The 17746-nt window shown below is 60.3% G+C and carries 16 protein-coding genes; 13 read left to right on the plus strand and 3 right to left on the minus strand.

From position 1 onward, the window contains the following. Nucleotides 1-32 precede the first annotated feature (32 nt). From C2L65_RS43505 to C2L65_RS43565, 13 genes are all read left to right on the plus strand, one after another. The gene (locus C2L65_RS43505) at nt 33-461 is read left to right on the plus strand and encodes a DUF4148 domain-containing protein (RefSeq protein ID WP_052426827.1); all 429 of its coding nucleotides are present in this window, start codon (nt 33-35) and stop codon (nt 459-461) included. After that, nucleotides 458-1207 (plus strand): electron transfer flavoprotein subunit beta/FixA family protein, encoded by a 750-nt coding sequence (locus tag C2L65_RS43510; protein ID WP_042305818.1) that lies wholly within the window; start codon nt 458-460, stop codon nt 1205-1207. Before C2L65_RS43505 ends, C2L65_RS43510 begins: the two co-directional genes overlap by 4 nt. 14 nt (nt 1208-1221) lie before the next feature. Continuing rightward, nucleotides 1222-2163 carry an electron transfer flavoprotein subunit alpha/FixB family protein gene (locus tag C2L65_RS43515; RefSeq protein ID WP_042305817.1) on the plus strand — a complete coding sequence of 314 codons (942 nt, stop codon included), beginning with the start codon at nt 1222-1224 and terminating at the stop codon, nt 2161-2163. A gap of 404 nt (nt 2164-2567) precedes the next feature. Next, nucleotides 2568-4055, plus strand: a complete 1488-nt coding sequence (locus C2L65_RS43520; RefSeq protein ID WP_042305816.1) for a flavin monoamine oxidase family protein — start codon at nt 2568-2570, stop codon at nt 4053-4055. Between the two features lie 10 nt (nt 4056-4065). Beyond that, nucleotides 4066-4722 carry a c-type cytochrome gene (locus tag C2L65_RS43525; protein ID WP_042305897.1) on the plus strand — a complete coding sequence of 219 codons (657 nt, stop codon included), beginning with the start codon at nt 4066-4068 and terminating at the stop codon, nt 4720-4722. A gap of 34 nt (nt 4723-4756) precedes the next feature. Then, nucleotides 4757-5434, plus strand: coding sequence for a hypothetical protein (locus C2L65_RS43530; RefSeq protein ID WP_042305815.1), 678 nt, complete (start codon nt 4757-4759; stop codon nt 5432-5434). Between the two features lie 15 nt (nt 5435-5449). After that, nucleotides 5450-6184: a hypothetical protein gene (locus tag C2L65_RS43535; protein ID WP_042305814.1), complete on the plus strand. Its 735-nt coding sequence runs from the start codon at nt 5450-5452 to the stop codon at nt 6182-6184. A 36-nt stretch (nt 6185-6220) separates the two neighbouring features. Continuing rightward, nucleotides 6221-6517, plus strand: coding sequence for an EthD family reductase (locus C2L65_RS43540; protein ID WP_042305813.1), 297 nt, complete (start codon nt 6221-6223; stop codon nt 6515-6517). Nucleotides 6518-6607: 90 nt separating this feature from the next. Continuing rightward, nucleotides 6608-8200, plus strand: coding sequence for a Re/Si-specific NAD(P)(+) transhydrogenase subunit alpha (locus C2L65_RS43545; RefSeq protein ID WP_042305812.1), 1593 nt, complete (start codon nt 6608-6610; stop codon nt 8198-8200). A gap of 13 nt (nt 8201-8213) precedes the next feature. Continuing rightward, complete coding sequence (gene pntB, locus C2L65_RS43550; protein WP_042305811.1) at nt 8214-9626, plus strand: Re/Si-specific NAD(P)(+) transhydrogenase subunit beta; 1413 nt, start codon at nt 8214-8216, stop codon at nt 9624-9626. A 101-nt stretch (nt 9627-9727) separates the two neighbouring features. After that, nucleotides 9728-10039 (plus strand): high-potential iron-sulfur protein, encoded by a 312-nt coding sequence (locus C2L65_RS43555; protein WP_042305810.1) that lies wholly within the window; start codon nt 9728-9730, stop codon nt 10037-10039. A 178-nt stretch (nt 10040-10217) separates the two neighbouring features. Further along, nucleotides 10218-11720: a methyl-accepting chemotaxis protein gene (locus tag C2L65_RS43560; protein WP_233446733.1), complete on the plus strand. Its 1503-nt coding sequence runs from the start codon at nt 10218-10220 to the stop codon at nt 11718-11720. Nucleotides 11721-12114: 394 nt separating this feature from the next. Continuing rightward, a complete protein-coding gene (locus tag C2L65_RS43565; RefSeq protein ID WP_042305808.1) occupies nt 12115-15051 on the plus strand; it encodes a Tn3 family transposase in 2937 nt (978 codons plus the stop codon). A gap of 252 nt (nt 15052-15303) precedes the next feature. On the opposite strand, the gene C2L65_RS43570 is transcribed toward C2L65_RS43565, so the two are convergent. From C2L65_RS43570 to C2L65_RS47165, 3 genes are all read right to left on the minus strand, one after another. Then, nucleotides 15304-15777 (minus strand): RES family NAD+ phosphorylase, encoded by a 474-nt coding sequence (locus tag C2L65_RS43570; RefSeq protein ID WP_042305807.1) that lies wholly within the window; start codon nt 15775-15777, stop codon nt 15304-15306. Then, nucleotides 15774-16202: an antitoxin Xre/MbcA/ParS toxin-binding domain-containing protein gene (locus C2L65_RS43575; protein WP_042305806.1), complete on the minus strand. Its 429-nt coding sequence runs from the start codon at nt 16200-16202 to the stop codon at nt 15774-15776. Before C2L65_RS43575 ends, C2L65_RS43570 begins: the two co-directional genes overlap by 4 nt. 720 nt (nt 16203-16922) lie before the next feature. Next, nucleotides 16923-17048, minus strand: a complete 126-nt coding sequence (locus tag C2L65_RS47165; protein ID WP_255221872.1) for a hypothetical protein — start codon at nt 17046-17048, stop codon at nt 16923-16925. Between the last annotated feature and the right edge of the window lie 698 nt (nt 17049-17746).

The raw sequence follows: 17746 nt of genomic DNA on the forward strand, positions 1-17746 counted from the left end.
GTTCGAATCCATTTGTCTATCAGGAGTGCGACATGAAAGCTGCTGCAATATCGAACCTTTTGGCACTCGCGGTTGTGCTGACGTCCATCGCCGTTTCTGCTCACACGGGCGGCGGCGGCATTCGCCCGCAGGAACAATCGACTCCGCAATTCGTGTCCGTTTCAAGTGGAGTGCCCGACGAGTCGAGTGCGCAGACCGATGCGGCTCGTGCAGACGGGCGCCCGGGCACAGAAGTCAGCCCGGCGCTGGGTAAGACCCGGGCACAAGTCCGGGCCGAACTCGTGCAGGCCGGGGAGGAGGGCATGCTTCCGCCACGCTGGGTTGATTATCCGCCCAGTGCGGCAACGAGCGCGCGCAATCGGGAAAACTTTATCCGCGTGGAACAAGTGGGGAAAGCGAAAGCGATCATTCCGCCGACGAGCGCAAATAGCACAAATGGATCGAACGAGGAGCAGCAATGAAATTGTTGGTCGCTGTAAAGCGGGTCGTGGATGCCAACGTCAAGGTCAGCGTGAAATCCGATGGAGCGGGCGTCGATATCGCCAACGTGAAGATGTCGATAAATCCGTTCGACGAGATCGCCGTGGAGGAAGCGGTGCGGTTGAAGGAGGCAGGCGTGGTCACTGAGGTGATCGCAGTTTCGTGTGGCGTTCCGCAGGCACAGGAAACGTTGCGTACTGCGCTCGCGATCGGCGCGGATCGCGCGGTGCTCGTGGAGTCCGCAGTTGAGTTACAGCCGTTGGCTGTCGCGAAGCTCCTGAAGGCGCTGGTCGACAAGGAACAGCCGCAGCTCGTGATCCTCGGCAAGCAGGCCATCGACGACGATTCGAACCAGACCGGCCAGATGCTCGCCGCGCTGGCGAACCTGCCGCAAGCGACGTTTGCCTCGAAGGTTGTGGTCGCGGACGGCAAGGCTACCGTGTCGCGTGAAGTGGACGGCGGCGCGGAAACGCTGTCGCTGACGCTGCCTGCCGTGGTCACGACGGACTTGCGCCTGAACGAGCCGCGCTACGTCACGCTGCCGAACATCATGAAGGCGAAGAAGAAGCCGCTCGAAACCGTGAAGCCGGAAGACCTGGGCGTTGACGTCACGCCGCGTCTGAAGACGCTGAAGGTCGCCGAGCCGCCCAAGCGTTCGGCAGGCGTGAAGGTGCCGGACGTGAAGACGCTGGTCGAGAAGCTGAAGACGAAAGCCAGGGTGCTGTAAGGAGCGAGACGAAAATGACAAATCCGGTGAATCTGGTAATTGCTGAACACGACAATCACTCGATCAAGGCCGCGACGCTAAACACGGTCGCTGCAGCACAGAAAATTGGCGGCGACGTTCATGTGCTGGTCGCGGGCCACAACGCCCAGGCCGCAGCGGACGCAGCAGCGAAGATCGCCGGCGTTGCGAAGGTGCTGCTCGCCGACGCGCCGCATCTCGAACAGGGTCTTGCAGAGAACGTTGAAGCGACGGTGCTGAGCATCGCGAAGAACTATTCGCACATCCTGGCTGCGGCAACGGCAGCGGGCAGAAACGTCACGCCGCGCATTGCCGCGAAGCTCGACGTTGCACAGCTCAGCGACATTACCGCCGTGGATGCGCCCGATACGTTTGAGCGTCCGATCTACGCCGGCAATGTGATCGCAACGGTTCAGTCGTCCGATCCGGTCAAGGTCATCACAGTCCGCACGACCGCTTTCGACGCCGTAGCAGCCGAAGGCGCCAGCGCAGCGGTCGAGAAGCTCGAAGCGGCAGCAGACAGCGGCCTCACGCAGTTCGTCGGCCGTGAAGTGACGAAGCTCGACCGTCCGGAACTCACGAGCGCGAAGATCATCGTCTCGGGTGGCCGGGGTCTGGGCAGCGGCGAGAACTACACGAAGGTTCTGGAGCCGCTCGCCGACAAGCTCAATGCCGCGCTCGGCGCCTCGCGCGCAGCAGTCGACGCTGGCTACGTGCCGAACGACTACCAGGTCGGTCAGACCGGCAAGATCGTCGCGCCGCAACTGTATGTGGCAGTCGGCATCTCGGGCGCGATCCAGCATCTGGCCGGCATGAAGGACTCGAAGGTCATCGTCGCGATCAACAAGGACGAAGATGCACCGATCTTCAGCGTGGCCGACTACGGCCTCGTGGGCGACCTGTTTACAGTCGTGCCGGAACTGGCGTCGTCAATCTGAACGCATAACCTGGAGTTGCGCCTGTGATGTCCGGGCGGATGCCGGGCTGATCCTGCTCACTTGGGCGGATCGTCAGAATCCCTACATGGCGTGGCGCTTTGGCGCTCAGCCAGGCGTCGGAAAGTGGAATGTCGCGGCATCTTTTGAGATACAGGGGAATACCCTGCATTTTTTTCGATCGCTATATTGGTATGTTGACCTATCTTTGTCTATATGAACTAATACGGGGTCGCTGAAACAGCGGATCGCCCGGGTCTCGGGCCAGGCGCGCGAACGATTCTTAAGGGATTTCAAAGAAGTTGCACAGCACGGTGTATCGACCGGATATGGAGACTGGCGCCTGAGCGCAGCGGTTTCGGTGACCCGCTCAGAGCGGGAGCCTTCATCAAGTAGACAGAGGCACTATGGCAAAAAAATCTTCCCCAGACGGCGCTGCAAACCTGCAGCGCAGGCAATGGCTCAAATATGCCGGTGCCTCGGCAGCTGCCGTGGGTACGCTCGCCATGAGCACCCAACAGGCGTATGCCGCAGTCACCAAGGCCGCGCCAGGCGCGGACGGCATTCTCGACGTCGCTATCGTAGGAGCGGGGCTGGCCGGACTGACCGCCGCGCGCGACCTGCGCCACGCGGGCTGCGAGTCCTTTCTGGTGCTTGAGGCCCGGGACCGCGTGGGTGGGCGAACGTTCAACTACAACATCCCCGGCGGGTACGTTTCGGAAGTCGGCGGGCAATGGATCGGGCCCGGCCAGACCGCCGTTGCGGATCTCGCGCGCGAGCTGGGCGTCGGGACTTTCCCGACCTACTACGACGGGAGGACGGTCATTCTGGGCGGCAACGGCCGCGTGGCGGTCGATCTGAAGGGCACGTTCGGCACTGACGAGGCGATTGGCGCCAAACTCAGCAGACTCTCGCGCGACGTGCCTTGTGGCGCACCGTGGACGTCCCCGAAGGTCGCTGAACTGGACAAGCTCTCGGTCGGTGACTGGCTGGAAAAGCAGAATATCAAGCCTGAAGATCAGGTCGCATGGAATGGCAGCATCACGCTTTCGGGCGGCGCGGCGCCGGAGAAGATGGGGTTGCTGCACTTCCTTTCGATGGTCAATTCGGCGGATTGCGATTATTCGCAACTCGACAGCGTCAAGCACAGCGCCCAGGAAACCCGCTTCATCGGCGGCTCGCAAATCCTCAGCATCAAGATGGCCCAGCAACTGGGCGATAAGGTCCGCCTGTCTTCTCCAGTCCGCCAGATTTCCGGATGGGACGGCGACGTCGTCACCCTGCATACCGACCATGAAGAAGTGCGGGCACGGACCGTCATCATGGCCATCCATCCGGCATTGTGTCATCAGGTGCAGTTCGATCCGCCACTGCCGGAAAAGCGTGCGGCCCTGCAGCGCGCCTGGCCCGCGAATTCCCCGGCACGGAAGACGGCCATGGTCTATCGCCGTCCGTTCTGGCGCGACAAGGGCATGAACGGGAGCATCTTCCAGGTCAATGGTCCCATTCTCTGGGCCTACGACAATTCTCCGCCCGCTGGGGAGATCGGGGTTATCAACGCGTTCATCGAGAATGCAATGGTCCCGTCCGAGCGGGACGCGGCAATGGCCATGCATAAGCAATTCTATGCGCAGGCATGGGGCGATGAAGCGCTGTCTCCCATCTCTTATCACGATCAGGACTGGGGACGGGTCGATCGCTGGACCCTGACCTGCGTTTCCGCCATTCCGCCCGGCTTCTGGAGCGCTCACGGCGAGGCGCTGCGCCCCTCGTGCGGCAAGCTGATCTGGTCGGGGACGGAGACTGCGAATATCTGGGCCGGGTACATGGATGGCGCCGTGCGCTCCGGCCATCAGGGCGCGCTTCAGGCGCTCAATGCGCTGCACCGGGCGTAGGAGGGTAACGATGAAGAAAACACTATTGATTGGCATTCCTCTGGTTATTGCCCTGCTGCTGGCCATTTTCGGCTCCGATCTGCTGGGTCTTTATCGGCTTCAGCAGTATCTCACGGCATCGACCTCGGCTTACCTTGCTGACGGCGGCCCCTGGCCGCATGTGACCGACGTCTGCATGGGCTGCCACGGCGTCAAGGGCAATTCACTCCATCAGGGGTATCCGAGTCTCGCCGGGCAGCCGGCACCCTATCTGGAGACCCAGCTCCACAATTTCGCGAGTGAGGCGCGCCGTAATCCGAACATGGGGCCCCTCGCGATGATGATGAGCGATCCGCAGATCAAATCACTGGCTGAATATTTTGCCAGTGTGACCCCGGTCGCGAATCACTACTTCAAGCCGGATGGGCAATTGCGCGAGAAGGGACAGCGTCTGGTGGCAGCGAGCAACTGTGCCGCCTGTCACGGTGCCCAATTGATGGGCCACGACCAGTTTCCGCGTTTGGCGGGGCAGGGATACGACTATCTGCTCGCGCAGTTCGACGAGTTCGCATCCGGCACTCGCAGCGAACCCACAGGCGTCATGAAAAACCTTGCGACCGGTTTTTCGCCCGAAGACCGCAAGGCTATTGCCACCTATCTGGCAAACCTTGACCCGAAGAGAAATTGATCAATCAGATGCAACCGGAGTTGGGAGTTTAGTCATGGACCTCAGATCTGTAGTTCTTATGCTTTCCAGTACCTTGCTGGCATTAAGCTCATTTTTCTACGGCTGGAAGGTCGTCAGGAAACGAAATTATCTTCTCGGCCTGGAGATGTGGATCGTCGGCACATCGGCGACGAACGCCATCGGATTTTTTGCTAGCGGAAATGCCGTTTCCTATGAAGTAGCGCACTTCTTCGATGCATTTTCTCGAGGATTCGGCATACCCATCATCGCCGTCGCGGGTCTGATGGCGATTACGCACGGCTACAAGCCGTCGATTCGCGAGGACGTCGCGGTATTCGTCGTCGCGTTTGCGCTTACGTTCGCTCTCGTGGGAGCGGAATTCATCGCTGGGGTTTTGCCTTACTTCTATCTGACGATGTGGATTCTGCTGTCGATCTATCTCGTGTACTTCATCAAAAGACTTCTGGAAATCGGCGAGATGCTCCGTGCGCTGGCCGTGGGGGTGGCTCTGGTAACGTCACTGGGCATTGCGGTCATTTACGATTTTTACAAAATACCGGGCGAAGAAACAAACGTTTTTTTCAACTTCTACACGCTTGCCTTGTGCTCATGGGCCTACTTCATGCCGGCGATCTATTACGGCTATTGCGCTCTGGAGCGCGCAAAAAATGGCAGAGTCGTGCTGAACTCGCCCACGCCTTACCGAACCTGACCTTCCTGGAGATCAATGATGAATCAAACCTCGCATAGGGTCATGCGCTTCACGGCCTGGAGCGCCATCATCGGCGGCGTTCTGGCGTACGCAAATGTGGGCTTGTCATTTGTGGTAACGGGCCAGGATGCGGATATGGTGCTGCACGGTGCATCGATGCTCGCGTTGTCGCCCGATACCCGCGACGTGTTTCGCTGGTGCATGGTTGCAGACACGTTCGGGTTCTATCTGCCCTTCCTCGTCATTGGCGGATACTTTGTGCACGTATTTCGCGAAGAGCTGGGTGCGCTCGGCAACATGGTGGCGATGGCCGTCGTGTTGTACGTCATGGTTGGCATGACCGGCGCTGTCGTGCAGTTTGCGATCCTTCATCCGCTGGCCCATCTCTACGCGGGCGGCGACGATGCCACGAGAAACGCCGCGGCGGCAGTATGGACTGCGATAGCCAACGGGACGCAAAACGGCCTCTGGTGGATTGAGGGCCCGCTCGTGCTCTTCTGGACGCCGATTGCCGCCAACGTGCTCAAGAAGGAGGGCTGGAAGGGATCGATTCTGCTGAAGATCGTCGGATGGGCTTTCGGGGTCTTCTTCCTGTTCGGCTTGTTTCCGGATCTCGACGCGTTTTCGAATGCCAGCGAGATGGTCGTCGTGCTGGTTCTGCCGCTATGGATGTTGTTGTTCGGATGGCAGATGCTGCGGCGCGCGCGAGCGTTGCCGGCACCATTGCAAGGCGCCGGCGCATCCACGTAACGCAACTCTCAAACGCATCTCAACACGGGACTGAATATGACTACCCTTATCGTGAGTTACCCAAGCACAGAAGGCGGGATGTTTGACCGCGAGTACTACCTTTCGACTCACGCTCCACTTGTCCGCTCAGCGTGGAGTGAGTTTGGTCTGCAATCAGCCGAAGTCCTGTTCCCATCACCAGATCCGCAACCCTTCGCATGCATAGCGATACTGCGTTTCAGCGATCAGGTCGGGATCAATATGGCCCTTTCGTCGGCGAAAACTGCTGAGGTCATTGGCGACGTGAAGAACTTCACCAATATCACACCGACGATGTTCTGCGCGGACGACTGACTGATTGCGCGGCTGGCGTGACTTCGCCATTGCCGTCAGGCCTGCAATCCTTGCGACAACCGATACCAGTGTGACGAATCAACTTGCCCTATGACATTACTGATTGGCATTCCTCTGGAACTTGCCACCGGCGAGCGGCGCGTAGCGACCGTACCCGAGGTGGTCGAGAAACTGATCAAGCTCGGATTCATGGTGGCCGTGCAAAGCAGCGCAGGCGCCGCGGCGAACTTTGACGATGACGCCTACCGTGCGGCCGGTGCCGAGGTCATGGCATCGGCTTCCGAACTCTGGGCTTGCAGCGACATCGTCCTCAAGGTTCGCGCTCCGAGCAGCGACGAAGTCGCGTCGATGCGCGAGGGCGGCATGCTGATTGGCTTTGTTTGGCCTGCCCAGAACCCCGAGCTGATGCAGCAACTGGCCGCGAAACGGGCCACGGTACTGGCCATCGACGCGCTGCCGCGCACGCTCTCTCGCGCGCAGAAGATGGACGCGCTCACCTCGATGGCCGGCATCAGCGGCTATCGCGCGGTGATCGAGGCCGCGCATGCGTTCGGCCGCTTCCTGAACGGTCAGGTCACCGCCGCCGGCAAGGTCCCGCCTGCGAAGGTCTTCATCGCCGGCGCGGGCGTAGCGGGCCTGGCCGCGATCGGCACCGCGGCTAGTCTCGGCGCGAGCGTGCGCGCCAACGACACGCGCGCCGAGGTGGCCGACCAGGTCAAGTCCCTGGGGAGCGAATTCGTCAAGGTGGACTACGACGAGGAAGGCTCGGGCGGCGGCGGCTACGCCAGGGTCATGAGCGAGGGCTTCCAGCAGGCGCAGCGGGCGATGTACGCGCAGGAGGCGAGAGACGCGGACATCATCATCACCACGGCGCTGATTCCCGGCAAGCCGGCTCCGAAGCTCATCACGGCCGAAATGGTGCGGTCGATGAAGCCTGGCAGCGTCATCGTGGATATGGCGGCCGAGCAAGGCGGCAACTGCGAGTTGACCGTGCCCGGAGAAGCGGTGGTGCGCGACGGCGTGACCATCGTCGGCTACATCGAACTTGCTTCGCGTCTGGCGCGGCAGTCGTCCATGTTGTATGGCAACAACCTGCTGCGCGTGGTCGAGGAACTGTGCAAGACCAAGGACGGCACGATCAACGTCGATTTCGATGACGACGCCATCCGCGGTCTCACGGTCATCAAGGAAGGCAGCATTACCTGGCCGCCGCCGCCGCTCAGGCAGCCGGCCGTAGCACCCGCACCCCAGCCCGCCGCTGCTGCGGCGGCAGTCGCTCCGAAGAAGGGCCACGGCAGCAGCGAGCCGATGTCGGCGAAGTCGCTGGCCTTCGCCTTCGGCATCGGGGCGCTGGCCTTCCTGATGGTGGGGCTGTACGCGCCGGCCACGTTCCTCTCGCACTTCACGGTGTTCGTGCTGGCCTGCTTCGTGGGCTACATGGTGATCTGGAACGTCACACCGTCGCTGCACACGCCGCTGATGAGCGTGACCAACGCGATCTCGTCAATCATCGTCATCGGTGCGCTGGTGCAGGTCGCGCCGCCGCTGGGCGGCTCCGCGGCGGGTGACCGGCCATCGGGGCTGATCCTGGGCCTCGCCGTGGGCGCGTTGGCACTCACGGCCGTCAACATGTTCGGCGGCTTCGCAGTGACGCGGCGCATGCTGGCGATGTTCCGCAAATAAGGGGATGACAACAATGACTTCCAACCTGACTACCGTCTCCTATATCGGCGCGGCGATGCTCTTCATCCTTAGCCTTGGCGGCCTCGCTAATCCTGAGACCGCGCGCCGCGGCAATCTGCTCGGCATGGTCGGTATGACTGTTGCCGTGCTGGCGACCGTACTCGGGCCGCGCGTTTCATTTGGGGGCATTCCGTATATCGTCGGCGCGCTGGTCGTTGGCGGCGCTGTCGGGATTGTCGCTGCGAGAAAGGTACAGATGACGCAGATGCCTGAGCTCGTGGCGCTGATGCACAGCCTGGTCGGAATGGCGGCCTGCTTCGTGGGCTTTGCAAGCTACGTCGACACCTCGGTCCACTTCACCGGGTCCGAGAAGGCCCTCCACGAAGTCGAAATTTACATCGGCATTCTGATCGGTGCGGTGACATTCGCGGGCTCGATCATCGCGTTCGGCAAGCTCTCGGGCAAGGTCGGCGGCAAGCCGCTGTTGCTGCCGGCGCGGCACTGGCTCAACCTGGCAGCACTGTTGGTGGTGATCGTGTCCGGCCGGGCATTCCTTCATGCGGGCAGCATCCAGGATGGCATGACGCCGCTCGTCGTGATGACAGCGATCTCACTGCTGTTCGGCGTGCACATGGTGATGGCCATCGGTGGTGCCGATATGCCCGTGGTGGTGTCGATGCTCAACAGCTACTCGGGCTGGGCGGCGGCGGCCACCGGCTTCATGCTCGGCAACGACCTGCTGATCGTGATCGGCGCGCTGGTGGGCTCGTCGGGCGCGATTCTCTCGTACATCATGTGCCGCGCGATGAACCGCAACTTCATTAACGTGATCGCCGGCGGATTCGGTACCGCCAGCGGCGCGCACGCAGCGGTCGGTGGCGGCGCGCAGCCGGCCGGTGAGGTAGTGGCGGTGAACTCCGCCGAAACCGCCGAGTTGCTGCGCGACGCGAAGAGCGTGATCATCGTGCCCGGCTACGGCATGGCCGTGGCGCAGGCCCAGCACACGGTGTACGAACTCACCAGTGTGCTGCGCGAAAAGGGCGTAGACGTGCGCTTCGCGATTCACCCGGTGGCCGGCCGCATGCCGGGCCATATGAACGTGCTGTTGGCCGAAGCGAAGGTGCCCTACAACATCGTGCTGGAGATGGACGAAATCAACGCCGATTTCGCCGAGGCGGACGTTTCGATGGTCATCGGCGCGAACGACATTGTGAACCCCGCGGCGCAGGAGGATCCGGCGAGCCCGATCGCCGGTATGCCGGTACTGGAGGTCTGGAAGGCGAAGACGTCGATCGTGATGAAGCGCAGCATGGCCTCCGGATATGCTGGCGTGGAAAACCCGCTCTTCTACAGGGACAACAACCGCATGTTGTTCGGCGATGCGAAGGCGATGTTGCGCGAGATCTTTGCGGCGCTGAAAGCCTGAACACGGTGACGCGCTCGACAACTACGGTTACTTCATAAGCCATTCGTATTTATATTACTCTGCCTTACCGGCACGCCAATCCCACAAAAAGGATTACTTATATGAAAAAGTCCCGCCGTATATTTATGATCGCGACCGCCGGTGTGGCTTCGAGTCTGGCGCTCACGCGTCTTGCATTCGCCGATTCTCCGAAAGAGTCCGACACCGACGCTACGGCGCAGGCACTCGGCTACAAATCCGATGCAACCAAAGTTGACAAAGCGAAATACGCGAAGTATGCCGCTGGCCAGGTTTGCGGCAACTGCACGTTCTATCAGGGCAAGCCAGGCGACGCGTTCGCGCCTTGCCCGATGTTCGGGGGAAAGCAGGTCGCAGGCAAGGGCTGGTGCAGCGCGTATAGCAAGAAAGCCTGAAGCAATGGCGCGTGTCGACGATATCTGAAGCATCAGTGAGCGACCGGTGGTTGCAAGCGGCCAGCCGATAAGACGTTATATTTCGTAATCCAAATATAAGAAGGCTGGCTGTATGGGAGCTTTTGCGGCGACGATCCGGTTCAAGGTCATGCTGACGCTTGGTGTCTGCGTCGCGCTGATGGTGGCGATCGGCATGATGGGCCTTCGCGGTCTGGCGAGGCTCAGCACCGATATGGGCAGTATGTACTCGGCGAGTACCGTGCCGATCGAGGATCTCGCCTCGATGCAGGCGGCGGCGCTGAAGATCCGTCTGCAGATGCGCTACATCCAGGCGCTGCATGAACAGGAAAAGGCCGAGGAACTCGTGGCCGATATCGGCAAAGAGCAAAGGAAGCTCGATGCGGCCTGGCACGACTACTATCCCGCAAAGATCGCGACGGCGGATGAGCGCCGATTGGCCGACCGGGTAGCGATGGTATTGGCCGCCTTCCGGACGCAATCGGACGATATCGTCGCGGTGCTTCGGTCCGGCAATCTGGAGATGGCGGCCTATTCGATTGACGAGCTGACGGAAACTGGCGATGCATTGTCTGACGCAATCGGCCGCGACGTTGCACTGAGCGCCATGCAGGCGCGGCAATTGGCGGAGCGCGGCAACGCGACGTTCGATGCGTTGCGATGGACCGTGCTAGGTGCAATCGGCCTTGGCATCGTCGTAGCCACGGCTGCTTCGGCCTGGCTGCTTTGGGCGATTACGACGCCGCTTAAGGCTGCGCTCGACGTTGCACGGCAAATCGCCGAAGGCCGTTTGGGCAACGCCGAGGGCATGAGCCTGCATGGAGAGTTCGCCCAGTTGCTCGATGCGCTGCAAACGATGGACCGGCACCTCGCAGGGACGGTGCATACGATCAAGGGATCGAGTGATGCGATCCAGTACGCGTCGATCCAGATAGCCGAAGGCAGCGCGGATTTGTCCTCTGGCGCAAGGCGACAAGCCGAGTCGCTCGAAGAGACTGCGGCGAGCCTGAGCGAGCTGATCCTGTCGGTTCAACGCAATGCGGATTACGTTCGCCACGCCGCGGAGTTTGCCAATTCGACGTCGCTCGCGGCCGATACGAGCGTGGCGGCCGTCGAGCAGATGCGCGGCACGATGGGCGTGATTTCCGCCAGCTCGGCGAAAATCGTGGAAATCACGGCGCTGATCGAGGGGATCGCGTTTCAGACCAATATCCTCGCGCTGAATGCCGCCGTCGAGGCGGCGCGTGCTGGCGAGCACGGCCGCGGGTTTGCCGTCGTCGCCGGAGAGGTGCGCTGCCTCGCGCAGCGGGCAGCCAGCGCGGCGAAGGAAATCAAGGTGCTGGTGCGCGGCTCGGTAGAGTCCATTTCGGGTGGCTGCGCACATGCCGACCTGGTGGCGCATGCCATGGGAGAGGTGCGGCTTGCGATCCAGCGCGTGGTCGAAATCAACCAGAGCATCTTCGAAGCTTCGGAAACGCAGCGCAGCGGGATCGGGCAGGTCAACGAGGCGGTGAGCCGCATGGATCAGGTGATCCGCCGCAATGCTGCCGTCGTCGAGCAGGCAGCGCAAGCAGCGTTCTCGCTGGGGGAGCAGGTCGCCGCCCAGCGGCACGCGATTGCGGTCTTCGAGGTCCATTCTCCCGCAAGCGCGACAACGAACTGAGCGGCGACGGTCACCGTTGGACCGCCGGGACACAACCGTCAAAGCCGAATGGCTCGCGCGCCTGCCGGTCTTGATATAGATCCCTGACTCACACCTTGATTTGACATAAGCCTAATTATCAACGTTTTATAGTAGTCCTATATTTCGCTACGGCAATTGCGCCGATGCGAGATTCGATACGACGGTTGTCAATCGGCGAACACTGCACGTTACGCGGTCCGCTCGACAGCCGATCATACGTGCAGTAACAGTGAGCGCACAATCGCTGTGCGTTGTGTTCCGACACTATCCTTAGTCGTTGCGCTCAGGACAGCCATCCAGATTTCTACTGTAGCGCAACTGACTTTGCCTCGCTACGCTTGGTCGCTCTCATCGTCGATGCGGAGTGCGCGAGATGGATCACTGGCGTATGGCATATCTCGGGATCCGGCAGGTGCCGCGCGAACTGAGCGAATTCGAACTCAATACGTTCTTCACGTTTTCCAGGCGCGATCTCGCGAGCATCGACTCGCGGCGTTCCGATCTCTATCGGCTCGCCATGGCATTGCATGTCGGGTTTATACGGATGACCGGTAGGACACTCGACTCGTACAAGCAGATTCCTACGATCCTTCTACGACACCTCGGCCAGCAACTGGGAGTCCAGTCGCCTGACGTCGGGACACTTCGATCGATCTACGATGGCAACTTGAAAACGCTGTCTGATCACCAGAAGTTCGCCCAAACGGTCGTCAATTTCCGGTCTATAGCAGAGCATCAGCGTCGATACGTCATCAGATGGCTCAAGGAACAGCTCACTGGCCGTCCGGAACGCGGGCAGTTGATGAGTGAGCTCAAGCGCTGGTTCTACGAGCACCGGATCGTGATACCGCCTGATCGCATGCTTAGACAGTTTATCGTTCAGGCCGTGCATGACATCGAAGCACTGCTACATGAGACGCTTCAGCAGGCGCTGGGCGTGGACAGGCTGGACGGCTGGGCACGCCTTCTTCCCCTTCCGCATGGAGACCATTCCAGTTTGCAACGCTGGTTGTGGGCTGTGCCGCTTCGCGGATCGACTCACCAGATGGGCGAAGTGCTCGACAAGATCAATCTGCTCACCATGTACGGCGTGGCTGCGAACTGGCCTGCTGGGTGTAACGATGCGATCGTTCGTCACTACGCGCGCCGTTGCGCCAGCCGGCCACCGTCGATCAGCAAGCGGATCGAGCCGCACGGCCGACGGCTGGAGGCCGCATGCTTTATGCGATATGCCCTGTGTACATCGACAGACCAGGTGCTTTCGATGCTGCGACGCTGGGTACAGCAAGCCGTCAACGACGCATCTCATACCGTCGACGCTGCAAGGGTAAAGGCCGCCGACCAGCTCCACGAATTTGCTGTCGCCGTGAAGGCATTGGCCACCGACGATTCGCTGTCGCATGAAAACCTGCGTAAAGAGCTTTGCGTGCTGGCTGATCAGGTTCTGCAACCCCATACGCCAAACAGGCGCAGCCAGATCCGTCAATGCCTCATTCTGAGACGTCATTCCGCGCGTAATCTGCTGATGCGGCTTGTGCAGTTGCCGTTTGAAGGGGAAGCGGCACATCCGGTCCTCGACGCGATCGTCCTGCTGCGAGGTCTCTATCGACGTCATGTCTATCTGTTGCCCGATGGCACGAACATCCGGCTTGGTCGAGCATGGCGCGAAGCGATCGACAGTTACGACCGCCTCAAGGCGATGATAGCTTTCGAATGGGCCACACTGTTTGCCCTACGGGTCGCGCTGCGCAATGGCACCATCTTTGTCCAGCACAGCTTTTCGTTCCGCAGCCAGACACATATGCTGATTCCGGCCGAAGAGTGGCCAACGAGGCGGAACAATCTGTACGGGCATCTCGGCGTCCCCCAAGATCCCAAGGAGTTTCTGGATCCGGTCCTGGAGCACCTCGACCAGCGCCTTGAGTTGCTTCGCCAGGCAGTCGACGACGGTAAGGTGCGGATCGACACGGCGGTACATCTGGATCCGTTGCAGGCCCAGCCCGAAAGCGCAGAGACCGATCAGCTGCGGCGCGCCATCTTCGAAGCCCATCCGCCGGGTCAGTTACCGGAGATCATCCTCGAAATTGACAGCGCAACCCGCTTCAGCTGGGTTTTGCTGGGACGTGAACCCCGGTCACGGATCGAATTGCTGATGGTTTATTCAGCCGTTCTGGCGCACGGGACTTCGCTCTCGGCTGCGGACATTTCCCGGATGGTTCCGGAGGTATCGCCGGCCGCGATCCGCCAGATGATGAAGCGACTTGAGGATGAAAGGATGCTTCGGCTTGCAGCCGATGCCGTCCTCGAGTTTATGCATGAGCATCCGGTCGCTGCTTGTTGGGGACGGGCAGATCTCGCGTCGTCCGACATGATGTCACTTGAGACAACACGTTCTGTCTGGCAGGCTCGCGCTGATCCGCGGCGCCGTACTGCATCCATCGGAATGTATACCCACGTGCTCGATCGTTGGGGGATCTTCTACGATCAGCCCATTGTGCTGAATGAACGTCAGGCGGGTGCAGCAATAGAAGGTGTCGTGCGGCAAAGCGCAACCACGGATATCGCGGCGCTTGCGGTTGACACGCATGGATACACCGACTTTGCGATGGGAATGGCACGGGTATTGGGCTTTGATCTCTGCCCTCGCCTGTCGCATCTTCGTGACCGTCGCCTTCACGTTCCTCGCAGGCACGATGTCCCGCCGCAACTCGCCTCGATTACTGATCGCGATGTCAGACTCGACCTTATTGCGGACGTCTGGGACGAGTTTGTGAGGATCGCTGCCTCCATACGTTCGGGAAAGTGCACTGCAGTTGACGCCCTCACCCGCTTCGGGTCGGCCGCGCGCGGACAGAGTGTGTACGAAGGTGGTGTTCATATTGGGCGTCTGTTCAGAAGCATCTTTCTGATCGACTACTTCACCAACACGGCGTTCAGGAGCGAGCTGCAGCATGTGTTAAACCGGGGCGAGGCCGTGCACAACGTCCAGCGTGCGATCCATATCGGCAAGATCCCTGTCGAACTCGCTCGGCGTCAGGAGTCACTGTCCGCAGTGTCCTCCGCACTGACACTTCTCTCGAATATCTTGATGGCGTGGAACACCACTCACATGCAACGCGCTGTCGATGAAATGCAGGTTGTCACTGGCCAGCCATTGGATCCTGAAGAGTTGAAGCGAATCGCCCCGACACACCTGGAGGGCATCAATCTGCGCGGGACGTTCAATTTCCCGGTGGCCCGGTACGCGCGACGAATCCTGCCAAGTCTCGCGAGTGATCTGCCCGCCTCTGCCGCCAGTCGTCAAGCGTAGATGGTCGAATCCTGCGGACCGCACCGATATTCCAGACAGTGTCTGGAATATCGGTTTTTCATCACGCCGTACCCAAACAGGGGGCCTTCTGGCGGGTAGTCAGCATATGCTTGATAGCAAAGAGAATTTATACGGGGCCACAAGGCGGAGCCGTGCCAAGCTTAGGCGGCCCTAACCGGAAAAATGCACTGAAATCAAGGGCACACCGAGGAGCAAAGCGTCGGGGCGAGGCTAGCCGACCACCATCAGAACCTAGGAGTGTCCGACCGACGGCATCACAAAGAGGCGTTCGTCCCACACCACGGGTTGCGGCTCGGTCACGGCAATCCGCGTCGCGTCGGGGTGTGCGGGATTGACCAGCACGTTGAACTCTGCACGGACGACGACGGAAGGTACGATCAGGAGCGCAGTACGCGACTCGGTCAGCCAGGCGTCGCCGAACTCCCTTGCCGCCTGCAGTGCTGGCGCATCCCATCCCCCCGGCATCGATTCGGCCGAATGGCGTTCGACGCGAATATCGTCGGGAACAGCTGCTTCAACCCATCCGTGTGTCTTCGGTACCTTGCCGATGCGCGCATGAACAAGAACCTCGAGCATCGCACCGGCGAAGGTCGACGCGGCGTAGATGACCGGTCGCCCCGGGCTATTGAAGCGGCCGCCCACCAGCATCGCGCCGGTGCCACTCCAAACCGTGTGTCGAGTGTCGGCGATTCGAAACAACTTCACGCCGGCAACCCATAAAACAGTTTCCAGAGCAGTTCTTCGACCCGGCGCGCGCCGAGCTCGGTCAGCGCAACATCGAGCGGCGCCCGCCCTTCGAGCTCCGGATGCGGCGTCGACAGGAATTCCCGCGCGTCCTCTCCGTCGTTCCAGACGTAGGCCGTCGTCGCGACGATCCTGGCCAGCCGCTCAGTCTTTTCCGATTCGTCTGGCGTCAGCCGATCGCGACGCCGCTTATAGGTCGCTTCGGGGATGATGCGGGCAAGTAGCGCACGCCGGGCGTCGGCACCCTGCGTCGCATGTTCGACGCCCGCGCGCAGCGCGGACTTGGGCAGTCCGTCGCGGACAAGTGCCTCGAGTTCCGCGAGCGTGTGCGGGACCTGCCGCAGTTCCATGACCGCGGCCACTGCTTCAGGCGTAATCAGCGACATGCGACTCCCGACTAAAGTATCAGTTGATACCTAATGATAGCGCAATTGATACCGTCCGCAAACCCATCTTCAATCTGGCGGGCTCCAGCGGGCAGCCTGCCGAGGCGGCCACCTCGACATCGTCCGAGCCTGCGAGAATCGCCTACATAGCATGACGGCACGTTACGACCTACAGAAATCGTTCAAACACGAAACGCTCAAGAAATTAAGCATCCGCTCGCGACAGGATGTCGCACTGGGCACGCGGATAAACCATTTATAGTGCATTGCACAAGCCCGTGCGATCGATAGGTGCGACCTGACGATCGTGTTATGGTGCAGTGCAACAAGTCCCGTCCGATCGGCAAGTTTGTTCCGACGACCGCGTCCGGCGTTGCCGGGTTGCGGACAGACATGCCGCTGAAGGTGATTCGACGCGCCTGTCAGCTTCGCCCAGTTTCTGTCTACACCATCAAAATGAGGTCCCTGTGAAATACCTTACCCGCATCGCCGCGTCTGGAGTACTCATGGTCGTCGCTCTCGGTGTCGTCACCTTCGCCCAGATCAAGCTCGCGCCGCAATCCGCAGACAACAACCCGATCGCACGGATCGTCCTGAACGTTGAGTCGCAACTGAACGGCTGAGTGACTCCACCGCTGCATGTAGCCCGCGCCCCGCAGCAAAGAAAAACCCGCCAGTGGCTCCGAAGAGAACTGGCGGGTTTGAGCTCTGATTTCGGACTCACATACCAGGCGACGATAACGGAGTTGACGCCTGCTCAGGCTCCTCCAGCGACCAGTCAGCCTCCATGTCCACGGCGTCCAACACCTTGGGCAGGTCACCAATCGTCAATTCGAGACGCTTCATCGTGGCCTCGTGAGACAGGCAATCTTCCCCTTCGACGTTTCGATCATCAGAAACTTGAAGAGCGTGTCGCCACACTGATACAGCGCAAGCCAGCCCTTCCCGCCTTGCGAAAATTGTCACCGCGCACCCTGAAGGCATGGCCGAATCCAGAATTTGTGCAGCAGCCTTCTGCACAAATTTAAATCTTTTCTGCTTGTAAAATATAGGATTGCGAATTAAAAGTCGATCAGTTGATTTATGTAAAATCTTGGTTGCAAGTCTTCTCTCACTAAAAAGCAGTCAGCGTGTGCATCCCGCTTGCCTTTGAAGGCCGCGACGAACCGTGCGGACATTTCCTCCCGCGAGCTGACGCCCAATGTAACCGTCCTCATCAACCCTCCCCCTGTTTTGACTCGTCGTCTGCACACTTACCGTGGAGTCGGCAGGACGTGCGAGGTGTTGGACTATATGACAACACCTTGAATTGACGATGTCAATCGCAACGACAGGTTGACGGGGTGAAGTCGCTTCGTTCATTTTGAGAGCGGTTCCGGGACATAATAACAATTCTCAACGATTCATAAGACTCCTAATTGTCTTTCTGATACTTACTGACGACAATCGATTTCGGAAATTTCCGAGGGGGCGCTTAGGGTGGTCAGCTCGGTGCCATCGTCGTTATGCGTAGCTGAACCCGAACGAATGTCTGCACCGACACC

It is taken from the genome of Paraburkholderia terrae (assembly GCF_002902925.1).
Taxonomy (GTDB): Bacteria; Pseudomonadota; Gammaproteobacteria; order Burkholderiales; family Burkholderiaceae; genus Paraburkholderia; species Paraburkholderia terrae.

Bases quoted from the DNA above. Each gene is read 5' to 3' on its own strand.
- C2L65_RS43545 (WP_042305812.1), top strand. From the start codon at position 6,608: ATGACATTACTGATTGGCATTCCTCTGGAACTTGCCACCGGCGAGCGG.
- C2L65_RS43560 (WP_233446733.1), top strand. From the start codon at position 10,218: ATGGTGGCGATCGGCATGATGGGCCTTCGCGGTCTGGCGAGGCTCAGC.
- C2L65_RS43510 (WP_042305818.1), top strand. From the start codon at position 458: ATGAAATTGTTGGTCGCTGTAAAGCGGGTCGTGGATGCCAACGTCAAG.
- C2L65_RS43530 (WP_042305815.1), top strand. From the start codon at position 4,757: ATGGACCTCAGATCTGTAGTTCTTATGCTTTCCAGTACCTTGCTGGCA.
- C2L65_RS43565 (WP_042305808.1), top strand. From the start codon at position 12,115: ATGGATCACTGGCGTATGGCATATCTCGGGATCCGGCAGGTGCCGCGC.
- C2L65_RS43540 (WP_042305813.1), top strand. From the start codon at position 6,221: ATGACTACCCTTATCGTGAGTTACCCAAGCACAGAAGGCGGGATGTTT.
- C2L65_RS43535 (WP_042305814.1), top strand. From the start codon at position 5,450: ATGATGAATCAAACCTCGCATAGGGTCATGCGCTTCACGGCCTGGAGC.
- C2L65_RS43515 (WP_042305817.1), top strand. From the start codon at position 1,222: ATGACAAATCCGGTGAATCTGGTAATTGCTGAACACGACAATCACTCG.
- C2L65_RS43520 (WP_042305816.1), top strand. From the start codon at position 2,568: ATGGCAAAAAAATCTTCCCCAGACGGCGCTGCAAACCTGCAGCGCAGG.
- C2L65_RS43505 (WP_052426827.1), top strand. From the start codon at position 33: ATGAAAGCTGCTGCAATATCGAACCTTTTGGCACTCGCGGTTGTGCTG.
- C2L65_RS43525 (WP_042305897.1), top strand. From the start codon at position 4,066: ATGAAGAAAACACTATTGATTGGCATTCCTCTGGTTATTGCCCTGCTG.
- pntB (WP_042305811.1), top strand. From the start codon at position 8,214: ATGACTTCCAACCTGACTACCGTCTCCTATATCGGCGCGGCGATGCTC.
- C2L65_RS43575 (WP_042305806.1), bottom strand. From the start codon at position 16,202: ATGTCGCTGATTACGCCTGAAGCAGTGGCCGCGGTCATGGAACTGCGG.
- C2L65_RS43555 (WP_042305810.1), top strand. From the start codon at position 9,728: ATGAAAAAGTCCCGCCGTATATTTATGATCGCGACCGCCGGTGTGGCT.
- C2L65_RS47165 (WP_255221872.1), bottom strand. From the start codon at position 17,048: ATGAAGCGTCTCGAATTGACGATTGGTGACCTGCCCAAGGTGTTGGAC.